Source organism: Longitalea luteola, from assembly GCF_017356035.1.
GTDB classification, from domain to species: Bacteria; Bacteroidota; Bacteroidia; order Chitinophagales; family Chitinophagaceae; genus Niastella; species Niastella luteola.
In genome coordinates, this window is sequence record NZ_JAFIQX010000009.1 from 245,312 (window position 1) to 261,899 (window position 16,588).

Here is a 16,588-nt window from a genome sequence, read left to right on the forward strand (position 1 = left end):
AAACCCTATGTTACCCGATCCCCTATACATAAACGAACGCCAGCTGTTTGGCCAGTGGCAGGTGCCCATCTACCCCATAGAATTCGCCCTGCTCGAGCACGACCCCATCCTTCTTAAAAGATTCCTCAAAGCCGGCGCCAATCCAAATGTCGACATCGGTGGCGGATGGTCGCTTCTTCATAAAGTTTGTGCTTATGCTATCGATAGCATGATCCAGAACGACCGCAACGAATTCTACCCCGAATTACTGGAAATCATGAAGATCCTGGTGGAAAACGGCGGTGATCTCCATAAGAAAAATGACAAAGGCAAAAAGCCATTGGATGTGATCAATGCATACCATAACAATAACAAAGAAGACTGGGATTCCCTGGTAAACAAATTCAGAGCAGCCATTCCCAATGTCGATGAGCTGGTGGCTTACCGGAACGACGCATAGTCGTTAAACTCAAAAGAAACCTGTCAGGAGCGCACAAATCCCTAACTCTTTTGGAGTTTCATGGCACATCCGCCAAAGGCGGACAAACCCTGACAGGCCGGGAACCTTATTTCACCGAGAACCGCACATACTCCCCAAACCCGATCGCACTCATTCCCTGCACGCCCTGCCCATTTCCCTGACCAACCGCCGGCCAGGCTTCATATTTCTTATCTCCCACATAAATATCTGGTGCGAAATCATAGGTATCATTCAACGCGAGCGGCGCTCCAAACAGTGCAGCGATGTCAGCCGCTTTTACAGTAAGGCTGGCCGGTAAACCAGTAAGATCTGCTTTGAACAGTTTTACATTGGCGACGGATGCATTCTTCCGCACCACAATATCCACTTTGGCCGGTGGTTTTGCATCGGCAAAATACAGGGCTACCCTGAACTTTCCCTCGAAAGCGCCCTGGTTATTAAATGATATGGTTCCCGTAGTACCGCCTGTTTCCAGGTTGGTGGTAATAACGGGTACATCTTCAATGCTGACCCTTTCGGGTATGGCGCCATCATCTTTCGAACATCCAATGAGCATAATTACAATTGCTGTTAATACATTTATTGTGCGTTTCATACTTGTTGGTTTAATAGTTGGTTCAATTAAGGTTGCCAGAATACTTTGTAGGTTTCAGGTACTTTCTGCGGCGGTGCATTGGCATTCAGTCCGATCTCGCCGGTACTAAAGGGTAAACTCCATGGATACTTCCGGTCATTTGACACGGGGGTTACCCTACCGTCCGGACCAGTCACACTCGTCACGGTTCCTTCCGGCGCCGGTGCAAACAAGACCGGATATTTTGTTCTGCGGTAATCGGTATAATTATCGATGGGATTTTCGATCCGGTTGATCCATTTTTCCGTCATGATATACTCCAGCTTTTTTGCTTCGCTGCCGGCATCATAGGCCGCCAGCACGCCGTCTTTATACGTTTTTGTCGCGGCTAATGTCGCAATCGCCGGCACCGTTTGCGCCGCTCCTGCCGATCCTGGTTTCACATGATTCGCCACCACATTATCTACATGCGCAAATGTCGCATCCAGCGCTTTGCTGAAAGTGGCCCTTGCATCCCCCGGCGCTAAACCTGCATGGATCAATTCTGCTTCCAGGTATAAACGGTCTGCATAGGTAATAAACTCATGCGGCCGCGCACCTGTTCCTGCATTTTGATTGCCGATCGAGTTAACGCTTCTGGCGGCACTGTCGTTAAACCGGCCGCCCGCCGGGTAAATGCCCATCAGTGAATAGGTCTGGCTGTTAGACCCATCCCTGCATGGTCCGTTCGAACCAAATAGTATTGAAATAAAACCGCCATCGCGGAACTCAGTACAATTCTCCGGCGTTGGATTCGACCCGCCCGGCGCTGATTTCTGGTTATAGATACAGTATGGAAGTCTGGGATCTGCCAGTCCGGTAAGGATATCCGGATTTCTACCCTTCATGATCTCATACAACCAGGGACTGAACAGCTGTCCTCCCCGCTGTGTGCCGGTATAGTCGCCATAAGCGGGATGCCGGTCGTCTGTATTACCGATAGGCCCATAAGGCATCATAAAACTTTCCGCCTCGGCATTGATGAGCGAAGCGGGAGCAGATAACAACGCAGTTACCTGCGTTTTTACATCCTGCACCAGTCGGATCTGCGTGTACAGCTTCAACTTGATGGTATTGGCTGCTTTTATCCAGTTGGTGGTATTTCCTTTATAAATAAAATCGTCGGTGCCGGGTTTAGACGGATTGAATGTAGTGTTATTGATATCGGCAATGCCTTCATCGAGTAAGGCAAATAACTTCGGATAGATCTCCGACCCCTTATCGAATTTCGGTTGTGAAATGCCTTCATCGAACCGGTCGTATTCAGAATATGGAACATCACCCCAGAGATCTACCATTATACTCACCGTGTAAGCCTTCAAGATCTTGGCGATGCCCGCATATACGAACCGGTTTTCCTCCGGTGCGCGCTTAATGATCACATTCAGGTTTGAAATAGCGGCATATAAATTATCCCAACCCGATGCACCGGCGTTGTACCTGTCGGCCGCTATACGCCCCGTGAGCTGATGCGTATATAACGCCATGGTATTACCCAATGTAGAACCCAGTGCCAGGTTGTTGGCAATATTGCGCTCAGCAGCACTCAAGACCAGCGATAAGTTTACGGAGGAAGGCGTGGGGTTATTGACGTTCTTATTTACATCGAGAAATTTCTTACAGCCGGTCGCTGTTAAGCACAGCACCGATAAGACTGTAGATACGTGTATAAAATATTTTCTTCTCATAACAAATATGGCTTTATGATTAGAAAGTGATGTTTAAGTTCACTCCATACCGCTTTGTACTTGGGGCGCCACCGGTGTCAACGCCTTGTGTACCACTTCCAATGACAGAGTTCATGTCGGGATCGAAATTCGTGTACCTGGGAACATTGGGCGCCAGGTACCACAGATTGCGGCCGTTAACCGTTAAGGTAACCGTACTTAATTTGAGCGCGCCCACCCATTTCGCCGGTAGCGTATAGCCCAAACTAATCTCCCGCAACCGGTAAACAGTACCATCAAACACCATATATTCAAAAGCCCCATTGGTAGCAAAGCTGGCGCCGGTACCTGCCGTGAAAAACAGATCATTCGTGGTAACGCGGGTTTGGTTAGGCACTGTTTTCCCATTTACGATCATCGGTGTATAATGATTCAGGCCATCAGGCCCTGTGACCGGCGTGGGGTTACCATATATTCCGGTAATAACAGCGTTCTTCTCCCTGTCTTCCGTATCCCGGGTCACGCCTCTTCCTAACATGGTGCTAATAGTCTCGGAATAAAAATCACCGCCTTTCGTCAGATCAAAAAGCACATTCAACAAAAAGCCTTTGTAAGAAATAGTATTGGTAAGGCCCAGTTTAAAATCTGCATTGGGATCGCCCACCATACCGTCGTTCGGATCCAGGAAAGGCATACCTGAGATCGGATTGATCAACAACTGGCCATCTTCTGAACGGGCCGAATAAGAACCGCGCAGATAACCATAAGGATAACCGGCCTCGATCCAGTTGTAACCACCCAGCTGGCTGCGTGTTAAACCTTCTATCAGCTTCTCCACCGTATTTTCATTTTTTGTGTATATACCGCGGACATCCCAACGAAAGTTACTGGTAACGACCGGACTAACATCCACCGATACCTCCCAGCCGGTATTGCGGATCTCGCCCAGATTGGTATAAAAAGAACTGTATCCGGTTGTTTGTGGCAGCGCGATCGCATAGATGAGGTCGGTAGATCGTTTATCGTACCAGGTAGCTTCAAAACCCAACCGCTGATTGAAGAAACGCATATCATATCCCAATTCAAGTTCCGTGGTAAACTCCGGTGTCAGTTCCGGGTCGTAGCTGGAGCCGCCCCTTGTTGCCAGTGGCTGCCCCAGGAAACCTGCCGCATTGAGATTGAAAATGGGTTCGCCATTATGTGGTGCAGCATCATTACCCACGCGGGCATAACCGGCACGGATCTTTCCGTAATCCAACCAGCGGGATTTAAGATTGAACGCTTCTGACCAAACGAGCGATCCGGAAATGCCGGGATAGAAATAACGTGCATTTTTATAAGGAAGCGTTGATGTAAGGTCAGTTCTTCCTGTAAGGTTGATGAATGCAAAGTTCCTGTAGCCGATAGACGCATCTCCAAAGAAGCCCACCAGTCTTCTTTTCGTTCTGTTATCATCGCTGAAGGTCTGCCGGCGGGTATTGGTAAGGGTAAATAAACCGGGGATAACAAAATCAACGCCATAGACCTGTTGGTGGCGGCTATTCCGTTCATTTACATCGCTGCCCAAGGTAATATCCAGGCTCCAGTCCTTGAAAACCTTCGGACTGATCACCGCCACGAGCTTACCCTGGATCTCCTGCTGCCGGTTAAGCACTTCAGTAATTGTACCCAGCGAATTGTCGGCACTTCCATAAGAAGATTTGTCAATTACCTGATCCCTTGAAAGCGCATAGTTGTTAACACCAGCATTGAAGTCAACTCTGATCCAGTTATTGAATTTATAGGAAGCTCGCACGTTTGCCACGATACGGTCATCGAAAGAGGTGATCACGTTGTGATATGCGCCCCATACGGGGTTCGTATACTGACCATCGTTAAAGCCGATCTGTTGACCTGCTTTGTTTACAGAGGGCCAGCCGGCGATATCCCAGTTCCTGGCCATCGTATAGGTACGGCCCCATTGGGATAAAAAGCTTTGCGCCGCACCAATGAAACCACCCACCTGTTTCGACCTGGCATAAGAAACATTGGCGCCTATCGTGAGGTTACCAAAAGCTGTTTGTCCGCCCACACTGACATTACTTTTTTTGTAGCTGGAATTGGTAATATAGCCTTTCTGGTCAACGTGCGAAAGGGTTACGTTGAAAAGCGATCTTCCTTCGCCACCGTCCAAACCAATAGAATGTTCCATGAGGTTGCCGGTATTGAAAAGGGATTTCACATTATCAGGCACCGCCTTATAAGCTATTCTGCCGTTGGGAAAAAGTTCAGGGTAAGAAGCATACATGGTGGCCCAGGTAGTGGCAGGAATAGAGTCGATGCCTGAAGCAGAAGTACCGATGACCTGTCCGCTCGCATCATAAATAACCCCTCTGCCGAACCTCGCGCCCCAGGATCCATTGGAAGACTGTGTTCTGAAGTTGGCGCCTGCGCCATAGAGATTTTGAAACTCTGGTATATCAGCGATCTTTTCGATACTGTACCCTCCCCTGTAAGTTACATTCAAAGGTTTGGCGCCTTTTTTCGGTGCGCCGGATCTGGTAGTGATGAGCAACACACCGTTGGCGGCTCTTGATCCATATAATGAAGCAGCTGCAGCGCCTTTCAATACACTGATAGATTCGATATCATTAGGGTCGATATTATTTAAACCGGAGCCATAGGTTCCTCCCCCGGTAAATGGATTACTGGTATTCACGAGGGGATTGCTATATGGAACGCCATCTACTACGATCAGGGGCTCACCGCCGCTGAAGGAAGAAACTCCCCTGATCTGAACCCGGGAAGCCGCACCTGGCGCGCCCTGACCCGCCCTGATGTCTACACCAGGTACTTTACCAGCTAATGTGTTCAGGATATTGGGTTCAGACTTCTGTACCATGGTGCTGGGATCAACTTTTGATACCGCATAGCCCAGGGCACGTTCGGAACGTTTGATGCCCATGGCTGTTACCACCACCTCAGACAGATCGACTTTTGCTGCGGTCAGTTTGATCTCTAATGTTGTGCCTGCACCAACCGTTACTTCTCTGGAAGCATAGTTGACAGCGGACACTACCAGCACATTGCCTTTCGAGGCCTGGATGCTGAAATTACCATCGGGATCTGACGTGGTGCCAGTGTTTGATTTTCCTTTGATGACAATAGAAACAAAAGGAATAGGAGCTCCTTGTTCATCTGTGATCCTGCCGGAGATGGTCAGGACCTGCGAGTTACTGACTAATGCGCATAGCATAGCCAGTAGAAAAACGGCTAGTTTTTTTCTCATGTGACCTTTAGTTTGTGGTTAATAACTATTTGAAGCAGGCTGAATTTAAACAAAATCCATCAAGATAAGTACCTGTTGGTGTTGACCAGGTGCCGGCATTTCATGAAGGCAGATTATCTGATTTTACAGCAAGTGATAACAAGTGATGATAATTTCAACTAAGTAAGAAGAGGTGAAAATCGGAAAATAAAATGGTAAGATTTATAATATGTCAACGTTTAGGCATAACCATTAAAAAAGCGGCTATGCAGCAATGCATAACCGCTTTCAGGTGTTGAATCAGTTCCGCACTAATCCACTACGACCTTATACTGCGGGTCTTCCATCACATTCACCTCAATAACTGATTCGGCATTTTTGATCAACGTCCTGCAATCAGGGCTCAAATGCCGAAGATGCAATTTCTTACCTGCTTTGTGGTAGCGCCCGGTCAGTTTGTTCAATGCTTCTATGGCGCTCATATCGGTTATCCGGCTTTCTTTGAAATCGATGATGACTTCTGACGGATCGTTGGCCACATCAAATTTTTCGAGGAAAGTAGTTACAGAACCAAAAAATAAAGGCCCGTATATTTCGTAGTGTTTGATCCCTTTCTCATCGATGTATTTCCTGGCGCGAATTCTTTTGGCACTTTCCCAGGCAAATACCAGGGCAGAAATGATCACGCCGATTAAAACAGCCAGCGCCAGGTTATGCAGCCAGACTGTAATGATCGCTACGAGTATTCCGACAATTACGTCATGGCGCGGCATTTTGTTAATTATTTTGAGGCTGGTCCACTCGAATGTACCGATGGCCACCATGATCATTACGCCCACCAGGGCTGCCATTGGTACCTGTTCAATGATTGGTGCGCCCACCAGGATGATGATAAGAATTGTTATGGAAGCGACAATTGCGGACAGTCGTGCGCGCGAACCGGCGGACAAGTTCACAAAGGATTGGGCGATCATGGCACAGCCGCCCATGCCGGTGAAGAATCCATTGAACACGTTGGCCGTTCCCTGTGCGATACATTCTTTATTACCGCGGCCCCTTGTTCCGGTGACTTCATCAACGATGTTGAGGGTTAACAAACTTTCTATCAATCCCACACCGGCCATTACCAGGGAATAAGGGAAGATGATCTTTAAGGTCTCCAGGTTAAATGGCACCATTGGGATGTGAAATGGAGGTAAACTGCCGCTGACAGAGGCGATGTCTTTCACCGTCTTTGTTTCAATGCCCAGGCCCAGCACGAGCAGGAATACAACAATGATGGCCACCAGGGAGGCAGGGACAGCTTTGGTTAATTTGGGAAATGCGATAACGATCAGAATTGTTAATGCTACCAGTCCGAGCATTGTGTATAAAGCGGGGCCGGAGAGCCAGCTGGTTTCTTCGGTGGTGGTTACCTTAAACTGATTGATCTGCGCCATGAAGATGATCACTGCCAGTCCGTTTACAAACCCGTACATAACTGATTGAGGCACGAGGCGGATGAATTTGGCGAGTTTGAATACGCCTACCAGGATCTGCAGTAAACCAGCCACGGCCACGGCTGCAAAAACATATTCCACGCCATGAGATTGCATCAATGCGATCAATACCACTACGGTGGCGCCGGCGCCGCCGGAAACCATGCCGGGGCGTCCGCCGAGTACGGCGGTGATCAATCCCATCAGGAATGCAGCGTATAAACCGGTCAATGGCGACAATCCCGCCAATATGGCAAATGATAACGATTCGGGGATCATTGTCATGGCAACGGTGAATCCGGCCAGGATCTCTGATTTGTAGTTTACTTTTTGTTTGAAATCAAATAAATTGAAGTAAGCCATGATGATGGTTTATAACACCGGAAAAATAAAGTTGTGATAACATGAAATGTACTATCCACCTTACGCATTCAGGAACAACAGCTAAAGAGCCAGGATGGAGCAATCGCAGGAGATGTAGTTAGGATATTCATTTCCGGCTGCGAAAGTAGGGAAAATGGGGGAGCTTTTGCGCGTGTTGGGGGGTGATTCTATGGGGATTCATCACGTCAAACGGTCGTACACTGGGCATGGCCTCCGTAGATAAGGTAGCAATTACTTGTAAACAAATTCAACGATGTTTGATTGTAACTCTAATCTCGGCTGCTTATCCGGGAAAGTGGGGTTATATGCACAAAAAAAGACCTTGTATGTATGTCCCTTTATAATTTCATAATCCCTGTTTACTATTATTCTGGTGTTAATGCTTTCGCCCGGATTAAGTGGTATAAAATCTTCTGGAACAATCTTACGGTATGCCATTGCTCCAGAATAAAGTACATGCTTGTTATTTTCATCTCGTATACTAAAAATGCTATTTGTAAGTGTTTTATTCAATCCAATTGTCCAATAATCCAAGTAAAGAATAGTAGAAGAATTGTTTAAAAAATTTACATTGGCTATGACATCGTCATTATTAACCTCGATTGACAATTGAAGATTGATAGGTTTTGTTGTTGACATAAATTAAAGTTATGCTTGAATAAAATATTCAAAATTTGACGCATTGTATAGGGCTCTTTTGGGGTGGCGCTTAGACAAATCAAGGCATTGCTCGACCCCATAATCAAAATCACAAGTGCATCCAACATCATCAAAATGTGACAGTTCATGAACTAATGTATTCGCCATACCCATGACATCTTTGTTCTCTTTCCAAAATAAGTCGCCTATATTGAACATATAAAATTCATCGCTGCAGTTTACTATAGCGTAATTCTTCGTCCTTGTAAATTCATCCTCGATTATGCCAAAATTATCAACAGTTAACGTCTTGCTTATTTGCAAAGCCTTTACGCTCCTATTCATAATTAATTGTATTGCGTCATCATCATCCCACCCAAACCATTTCTTAAAATCTTCCATTGTTTTACCATCCCGTCTAGCCAATAGCTCCAATTTATTTTCTAACAATGAAACACATTCTTTTATAGCTTCATTGAGCATCCTTTCCTTTTCTTCCGGCGGCGGCTCAATAAACTCATCACTATTATACTTGTTTTCACGCTTCCTAGGCCTGGAATAAAAGAAATCTCCATCACCAATAAACACCGACACACTTCCTCCAACCACCACGCCGCCATGCGCACAACGATCGCCCTGCCTGGCCGCCTCCCTACCCTCGATAAATACGCCTGTTGAACCTGCAACTATTTCATCGAGCCCGCCAGCACAAAGGCAGGCGTCGCCCACTGTAGCGGCTGGTGCTCCTTCAATCCATACTGTTGTGCACCCTGGGCCAGCGATTGGCCCGCCCAGATGTGGCGCTCCACCGGGTGACACCTGTGGACATGTATGCATATCGCCTATTCGTGCTGCTGGCTTTTCCAAGCTATGGCTTTTATATTAACTGGTTACTTTTTATGGTATGAAAGGTTGCTTTGGCCTAATCATTCATAATTATTCGACTACCTCCCAACGGCCGCCCTTATCTGCGCCAATCCGTTTTAATATATTTTCTTTTTGCAGTTTTTGAATGTTTCTTTCAATTGAACGGCGGGAGACTCGAATGACGGAAGCTAATTCCTGAATGGTAATTTCTGGATTAGCCTTTATGAGCTCTACTATTTTCTCCGACGTTTTTTCTGTTTTCTCCGACGTTTTTTCTGTTTTCTCCGACGTTTTTTCTGTTTTCTCCGACGTTTTATCTGTTTTCTCCGACGTTTTATCTGTTTTCTCCGACATTTCTATACTTTTCTCCGACGTTTTCCCGACGTTTTCAGTCATTCTCTCGAATGTTGCAGCCGGTTCACCTGTAAATTCCACCATCAATCCATTGGCGTCAAAATCAAATTTTGGCTCAGGCAAACCTCTCGCAGTGCATTCTGTTCTCTTCTTTACCAACCCCCTGCCCCATGATTCAATATAGCCTGCCCTAAAAAAAGCATTAGCAATATCAGATTATAAAGATGAGACGCATGTTTGTCTAACAAATATTCTATGTTTTGCTTTTCGTTCACAGGATTATGTGTTGCTCATTATATCTAAACAACCATAATAACTTTATTTACTAGCCGAACAGGATTGATTAAAATCAAATTCTTGCAAAGACAAAAATGCCCTGCATGTAGTACAAAATATAAATAAGAATGTTAAAAAAATAAAAGCCTCCATGTAATTCAGGAGGCTTTTATTCTTTATTGCAGCAAACTAATATAACTTTCCATCTGCATCAACCTGGCATACAAATATGCCAGCATAATGTGCCACCGACGGAAACACAGGGTCATTCCATTTAAAACGGCCTGTCATCATAGCAACATTATCACTAGTCAAATACATCGATGTGGGACGGATATCATCCGGATACTCAACCAGCTTCAAATCAACAATAGTTTTAAAAATGTTATATACCCAACCAGTGCCACCATCTGCTTTGAATTCCAACAACCGCGCTCTCTCGTAATCCCTGGTCGTTGTGCCTAATACAAGCAATGATCCTTTCTTGTTGACGAGTACATCCCTGGGGATGAAGCCTACTTCAAACGCGTGATTCCCTAGATATTTTCCGTTCAAATCAAATGTATAATAACTGTAGGACTGGCTGTAAAATACCTGCAGGTGATTCGACTGATCCAACACTGTAAATACATCACTGTAATATGTATAATCGGAGTAGTTGGCAAATGGAAAGGTTGAGCTCCAAACCATTCTTCCATCCAATGATAATTTAGCTACCTGTACGGAATCACATCTTGGTTTACAGCTGCCGTTCTTACTTCCTGAAAACACATACCCATCGCCCAAGATAACCGGTTTAGCACAATTGCTCATTACAGCGTCGGGCCAGAAATATTTCCAGTTTTCGTTACCTGTTGCATTGAGTTGAATCGTAATTCCCTTCCACAACATCCCATATCCCATAATGATAATGTTTCCCTGATTATCTTCAGTGGCAGTATTAACCCATAGGTTCTCGTGTGTATTTTTCCATGACCATTTTGTATTTCCTTTGCCGTCGATCCGATATAGCTTTGATTTTCCCTCAAACGCTACGAATGATAAAAGCACATCACCGTTCGCGGTTATATTCATTTGCTTTATTTCCCCTTCCTCCCTTGGAAAAGTTCTAGTCCATTGCGCACGCCACAAGGTATCGTATTGCGTTAAAACCCCTTCCACAGGAACGAAATTGCTGTTGCTCACCGATTTCCAGCTGGCCAGGTAGATCTTGTCGCCATATCGGGCAATACCACCCGGGAACGTTCCACCTTCTCCGCTATGTTTGATCAGTATGGGAATGGCATCTACCTTCAAATCCCTGCTGGCTGAATCAACCGCCCTGTTTCCTTTATACTTAGTTAACCACACTGTATAGTTACCAGGCTTTAAATAGGCGTGATATGCATTGTAACCTTCAGCCGTGTTTCCATCGCCAAAGTGCCAGCGATAACTTATCTCAGCGCTGGAATCAGATGTATTTATAAAATGCAGCGTATAACGAACAGGAAATAAGGTATACTCAACATGTTTGATTTGCTCAATGGTAAATTGTGGTGGCTCTTTTTTTAATACATCGTTCTTTCTGCAGGAAGAAAAGATTAATGAAAACATTAAAAGAGATGCATATAAAATTTTGGTCAAGCTTCAGGGTTTTTGATTGACCGCTAAAATATCTATCCAAAGCCACTATTTCAATTACCATACTGTTTTTTAACAACCTTTTCGAATAAGCGGGTTATTTTGGGCGATAACGCTGCTTAATTTGACAATGAATGTGTAAGCCATAAAAAAGACGCCTGACCATACGGTCCGGGCTTTCAGCCCAAATCAAAAACAGCCACTTATTTTCTACGCCTAACCATGTATTCAATTAGCACATTAGCACCAGAAAATCAGCTAATTGACTTTATCTCCATCCACCGCCTAATGCCTGGTAAATATTCACCATCGCTTTCAGCTGCTGCATCTTCGTTTCCACCAGCTCAAACTTCGATTCCAGGGCATCGCGTTGCGTCATCAGCACCTCCATGTAATCGGCCCGGGCCGATTTGAACAGGTCGTTTGAAATGGTAATGGATTGCGTCAATGCAGCTACCTGTTTTGACTTCAGCTCATAACTGTTCGCCAGGTTGTTGATCTTCGCCATTTGATTGGCCACTTCTACATACGCATTTAAAATAGTTCGCTCATAATTATACACCGCCTGTAATTGCCTGGCATTGGCATTCAAATATTCTGACCTGATGGCATTCCTGTTCACCAATGGCGCTACCAATTCGCCAGCCAGTGAATACAGCATCGACTCAGGCGTACGGAACAAATAGGCCGGATTAAACGCATTGTACCCAATAGCGGCTGAAATGCCTACAGACGGATAAAAACGGGCTTTTGCTACCTGCACATCGAGCTTTGCGGCAGCCAGTTCCAGCTCGGCTTGTTTTATGTCGGGCCGGTTGCTTAATAACTGCGATGGTAAACCGGTTTGAACCGCCGTTGGTAATACATTCTCCAGGCCTTGTGCATTCCGGTCGATATGCTGCGGAAAACGTCCTAACAGAAAATTAATACGGTTTTCCGTCTCCGTGATCTGTTGCTGAATGCCGTATTGCAGGCTCCTGGTGTTCAGCACTTCAGCTTCAAACTTTCGAACGGCAAGCTCCGTTACCCGGGCCGCCTCTTTCTGCAACTTTACGATCTCCAATGCATCGTTCTGGATACGGATGTTGTTATTCACAATAGCCAACTGATTGTCCAGCGCCAATAACTCATAATACGAATTGGCGATCTCCGCGATCAGTGTAGTGATGACAAAGTTCCGGCCCTCTACGGTTGATAAATACCTGGCAACCGCTGCCTTCTTTGCATTGTGCAGCTTATGCCAGATATCTACTTCCCATGTGGCGTATGCTCCTAATAAAAAATCAGGCAGCGGATCAGGCATTTCTTTGCCCGGTTTTATTTCTGTAGTAGCGTCACCCGCGCCCTGGCTGGTAAACCTACCCACTTTCTCTACACCGGCGCCACCTCTTATGCCTACGAATGGCAGGTACTCGCCTTTTCTGGCGTTTATTTCGTTATGCGTGATCTCTATCTCCTGCAAAGTAATATTCAACTCCTGGTTGTTCTTTATGGCAGTATCGATCAATGCTACCAGGTAGGGATCGGTAAACCAGCTCTTCCAGGGCAAAGCGCCGGTATTCACGGAGTCCGTTGTGTTATTATAACCCGCCGGCACCGTTTTGTTTTCGGCTCGTGCTGTCAATGCCGGCGTTTTGCAGGCCGCATAGGCGCCGCATAAACACGCAGTGACCAGGAGCTTGTAAATCTTATTTTTCAACATTGTGATCAATTTCTTCTGTTAATGGATTTTCGTCTTCATCCTTAATGAGCTTCCGCCGGGCTGCCAGTTTGCCGAATACGTAATACAATCCCGGAATTACTATTACCCCCGCAATAGTACCTACCAGCATACCCCCTAATGAGGAGGAACCTATCGTACGGTTACCAATAGCACCCGGTCCGGTCGCGAATACCAACGGTATCAACCCCGCAATAAACGCCAAAGACGTCATGAGGATCGGGCGGAAACGTGTTCTGGCGCCTTCCATGGAAGCCTTAAATACCGACATGCCGGCGCGGTGTTTCTGCGCTGCAAACTCTACGATCAATACGGCATTCTTACCCAGCAAACCTACCAGCATGATCAATCCCACCTGCGCGTAAATGTCGTTGGCCAGCCCCATCAACCTGATCATTAAGAAAGACCCGAATACCCCGGCAGGTAATGACAGGATAACCGACAATGGCAGAAGGAAACTTTCATACTGCGCCGCAAGGATCAAATACACAAAGGCCAACACAATGAGGAAAATATAAATTGCTTCATTCCCCCGCTCCGACTCGTCTTTCGACAATCCTTCCCAATCAATACCATAACCACGTGGCAATGTTTTCGCCGCTACTTCCTGGATGATCCTGATCGCTTCTCCGCTGCTGTAACCCGGCGCAGGTTCGCCCCTGATGGCCGACGAGTTATACATATTATACCGCGTGATCTCATTCAATCCATGCGTTTTCTTTATAGACATGAAGGCGGAATAGGGTACCATCTCATCCTTATCGTTCTTTACATACAATTTCAACACGTCTTCGGGCAAAGCCCTGTATTCCGGTGAAGACTGCACGAACACTTTCAAAAAATTACCAAAGCGAATAAAACCCAGTTCATAGCTGCTTCCGATCAATACCGACAGGTTGTCCATCGCTTTGCCAATGGATACACCCTTCTGCATCGCTGCCTTGTTATCGATCACCAGTTCATACTGCGGATAATTTGCACTGAAGAACGTGAACAAGCCGGTAAGCTCTTTGCGTTGATGCAATGCTTCCATAAAATCGTCGTTCACTTTCTCCATGCTTTTATAATCATCGCTGTTGGTCTTATCGAGCAAACGTAACGCAAAACCACCTGCTGCCCCATATCCTGGTACCGCGGGCGGACCGAAAAACTCAATCGTAGCGCCTGGTATCGCGTGGCATTTTTCTTCCAGTTCATGTATGATCTCTGTCACCGAATGCTTGCGTTCATCCCAGCCTTTCAGGTTGATCAAACAGGTACCGGCATTGGAACCGCGCCCTTCCGTCAACACTTCATAACCGGCGAGGGCCGATACCGATTGTATGCCTTCCACATGTTCTGCGATCTCCTGCACGCGTCGCGCCAGATCATTCGTACGCTCGAGCGTGGAACCAGGAGGGGTTTGAATAATGGCATAGATCATGCCCTGGTCTTCACTGGGAATAAAACCTGCCGGCAGCGTTTTACCTACGCTGAAAATGCCAAATGCAAAGGCGCCCAATAACAGAAAGGTGATCAACTGCCGGTTCACGATCTTTTCCATCAGCTTCGTATAGCGGCCGGTGATCTTTTCAAAGCCCCGGTTGAAAGCATCGAGGAACCTATTGATGGGCGTTCTCTTCCGCGGCTTGCCATGGTTATTCTTTAACAACATGGCGCATAATACCGGGGTTAACGTTAACGCCACTACGCCCGACAGCACAATAGCCGTTGCCATCGTAATGGAGAACTGGCGGTAAAAGATCCCGACCGGTCCGCTCATAAAAGCCACCGGAATGAACACCGCCGCCATTACAAAAGTGATGGCGACAATAGCGCCGCTGATCTCATGCAGTACTGCCCTGGTGGCCTTGTAGGGCGACATATTCGTCTCTTCCATCCTGGCATGCACCGCTTCTATCACCACAATGGCATTATCTACCACAATCCCGATCGCCAGCACCAAAGCAAACAGTGTAATAAGATTGATGGTCAACCCGAATAACTGCATGAAGAAAAATGAGCCGATCAACGATACGGGAACCGCCAGCGTTGGAATGAGGGTAGAACGCCAATCGCCCAGGAACAGGAATACCACAATGGCCACTAATATGAAAGCCTCTCCCAGCGTATGCAATACTTTTTCAATAGATGCGTCCAGGAAGTTGCTCACGTCGTAACTGATCTCATAATCCATTCCCGGCGGAAACGATTCTCCTTTGATCTCGTTCAGCTTTTCCTTGATCGCTTTAATTACATCGCTCGCATTACTTCCGTATGTTTGTTTCAATACGATGGCGGCAGAGGGATGGTTATTGAGGTTGGAATAAATATCGTAGTACTCACTACCCAGCTCTACGTCGGCTACATCTTTTAAATACAGGATCTCGCCCTTGGGATTAGCGCGGATAATTACATTCTGATATTGTTCCGGTTGATTGTACCGGCCCTGGTAGGTTAACACATATTCCAGCGCCTCGGAACGTTTTCCATCGCTTCTACCCAAACGGCCGGGTGAACCAATGATACTCTGGCTGGCCAGCGCTTCCATCACTTCATCGGTTGACACATTATAGGCCCGCATGCGGTCGGGCTTCAGCCAGATGCGCATGGCATACTGCCGGCTACCGAGGATCTTAGCGCTGCCAATCCCTTTTACCCGGCTTAGCTCCCGAATAATATTGATGTTGGTAAAATTATAGAGGAAGTTTTCATCGGCCCTGGGGTCATTGCTGAAGACGTTCACATACATGAGCATGTTGGGCTGCAGAATATTGACGATGATGCCTTCGCGTTGCACAAGTACAGGCAACCGGTTCGTTACCTGCTCGATGCGGTTCTTTACATTCACTACCGCCTGGTTGGGATCTACTCCCAGATCGAACACTACCTGCAAATTGGCCTCACCCGCACTGGTAGCATCGGAAGTCATATACTTCATGCCCGGCACTCCGTTAACGGCTTTTTCCATGGGAATGAGCACCGAGTTAACCAGCACATCGGCACTGGCTCCGGGATACGACACACTAACTACAATGCGCGGGGGCGCAATTGCCGGAAACTGTGAGGTAGGAAGCGTTTTAATGGCCAGCACACCCATGAAGATGATCATCACCGACAGCACGATCGCAAAGACCGGCCTTTTCATAAATATATTAAACATGTTCTTTCTCTTGTTGTGAATGGTGAATGGTCAATGGTCAATGGCGCGAGAATTTTGAGATTAATAACTGACCTTGCACACCGGAAATACATTGCTGATTGCCGATTGCCGATTGGCGATT

Annotated in this window: 11 protein-coding genes; 1 reads left to right on the plus strand and 10 read right to left on the minus strand. The window is 46.5% G+C overall.

Annotated elements, in window-relative coordinates; genetic code table 11:
• Window positions 1-7: 7 nt before the first annotated feature.
• Window positions 8-439 carry an ankyrin repeat domain-containing protein gene (locus JUB15_RS20795; protein WP_207514574.1) on the plus strand — a complete coding sequence of 144 codons (432 nt, stop codon included), beginning with the start codon at window positions 8-10 and terminating at the stop codon, window positions 437-439.
• A 106-nt stretch (window positions 440-545) separates the two neighbouring features.
• Here JUB15_RS20795 and JUB15_RS20800 read toward each other — a convergent pair whose 3' ends face one another.
• The 10 genes from JUB15_RS20800 to JUB15_RS20845 form a co-directional block, all read right to left on the minus strand.
• Window positions 546-1,055 carry a hypothetical protein gene (locus JUB15_RS20800; RefSeq protein ID WP_207514575.1) on the minus strand — a complete coding sequence of 170 codons (510 nt, stop codon included), beginning with the start codon at window positions 1,053-1,055 and terminating at the stop codon, window positions 546-548.
• Between the two features lie 26 nt (window positions 1,056-1,081).
• Window positions 1,082-2,761, minus strand: coding sequence for a SusD/RagB family nutrient-binding outer membrane lipoprotein (locus JUB15_RS20805; protein ID WP_207514576.1), 1,680 nt, complete (start codon window positions 2,759-2,761; stop codon window positions 1,082-1,084).
• Between the two features lie 19 nt (window positions 2,762-2,780).
• Window positions 2,781-6,008, minus strand: a complete 3,228-nt coding sequence (locus tag JUB15_RS20810) for a SusC/RagA family TonB-linked outer membrane protein (RefSeq protein WP_207514577.1) — start codon at window positions 6,006-6,008, stop codon at window positions 2,781-2,783.
• Window positions 6,009-6,298: 290 nt separating this feature from the next.
• Complete coding sequence (locus tag JUB15_RS20815; protein WP_207514578.1) at window positions 6,299-7,828, minus strand: SulP family inorganic anion transporter; 1,530 nt, start codon at window positions 7,826-7,828, stop codon at window positions 6,299-6,301.
• A gap of 252 nt (window positions 7,829-8,080) precedes the next feature.
• Window positions 8,081-8,488, minus strand: a complete 408-nt coding sequence (locus tag JUB15_RS20820) for a hypothetical protein (RefSeq protein WP_207514579.1) — start codon at window positions 8,486-8,488, stop codon at window positions 8,081-8,083.
• Between the two features lie 9 nt (window positions 8,489-8,497).
• Window positions 8,498-9,355, minus strand: coding sequence for a PAAR domain-containing protein (locus tag JUB15_RS20825; RefSeq protein WP_207514580.1), 858 nt, complete (start codon window positions 9,353-9,355; stop codon window positions 8,498-8,500).
• Window positions 9,356-9,424: 69 nt separating this feature from the next.
• Entirely contained in the window at window positions 9,425-9,832 is a 408-nt protein-coding gene (locus tag JUB15_RS20830; RefSeq protein WP_207514581.1) for a winged helix-turn-helix domain-containing protein, read from the minus strand.
• A gap of 342 nt (window positions 9,833-10,174) precedes the next feature.
• Window positions 10,175-11,578, minus strand: coding sequence for a PKD domain-containing protein (locus JUB15_RS20835; RefSeq protein ID WP_207514582.1), 1,404 nt, complete (start codon window positions 11,576-11,578; stop codon window positions 10,175-10,177).
• 295 nt (window positions 11,579-11,873) lie between these two features.
• On the minus strand, window positions 11,874-13,307 hold the full coding sequence (locus JUB15_RS20840) for a TolC family protein (protein ID WP_207514583.1): 1,434 nt from the start codon (window positions 13,305-13,307) through the stop codon (window positions 11,874-11,876).
• On the minus strand, window positions 13,294-16,467 hold the full coding sequence (locus tag JUB15_RS20845) for an efflux RND transporter permease subunit (RefSeq protein ID WP_207514584.1): 3,174 nt from the start codon (window positions 16,465-16,467) through the stop codon (window positions 13,294-13,296). Before JUB15_RS20845 ends, JUB15_RS20840 begins: the two co-directional genes overlap by 14 nt.
• Window positions 16,468-16,588: the final 121 nt, after the last annotated feature.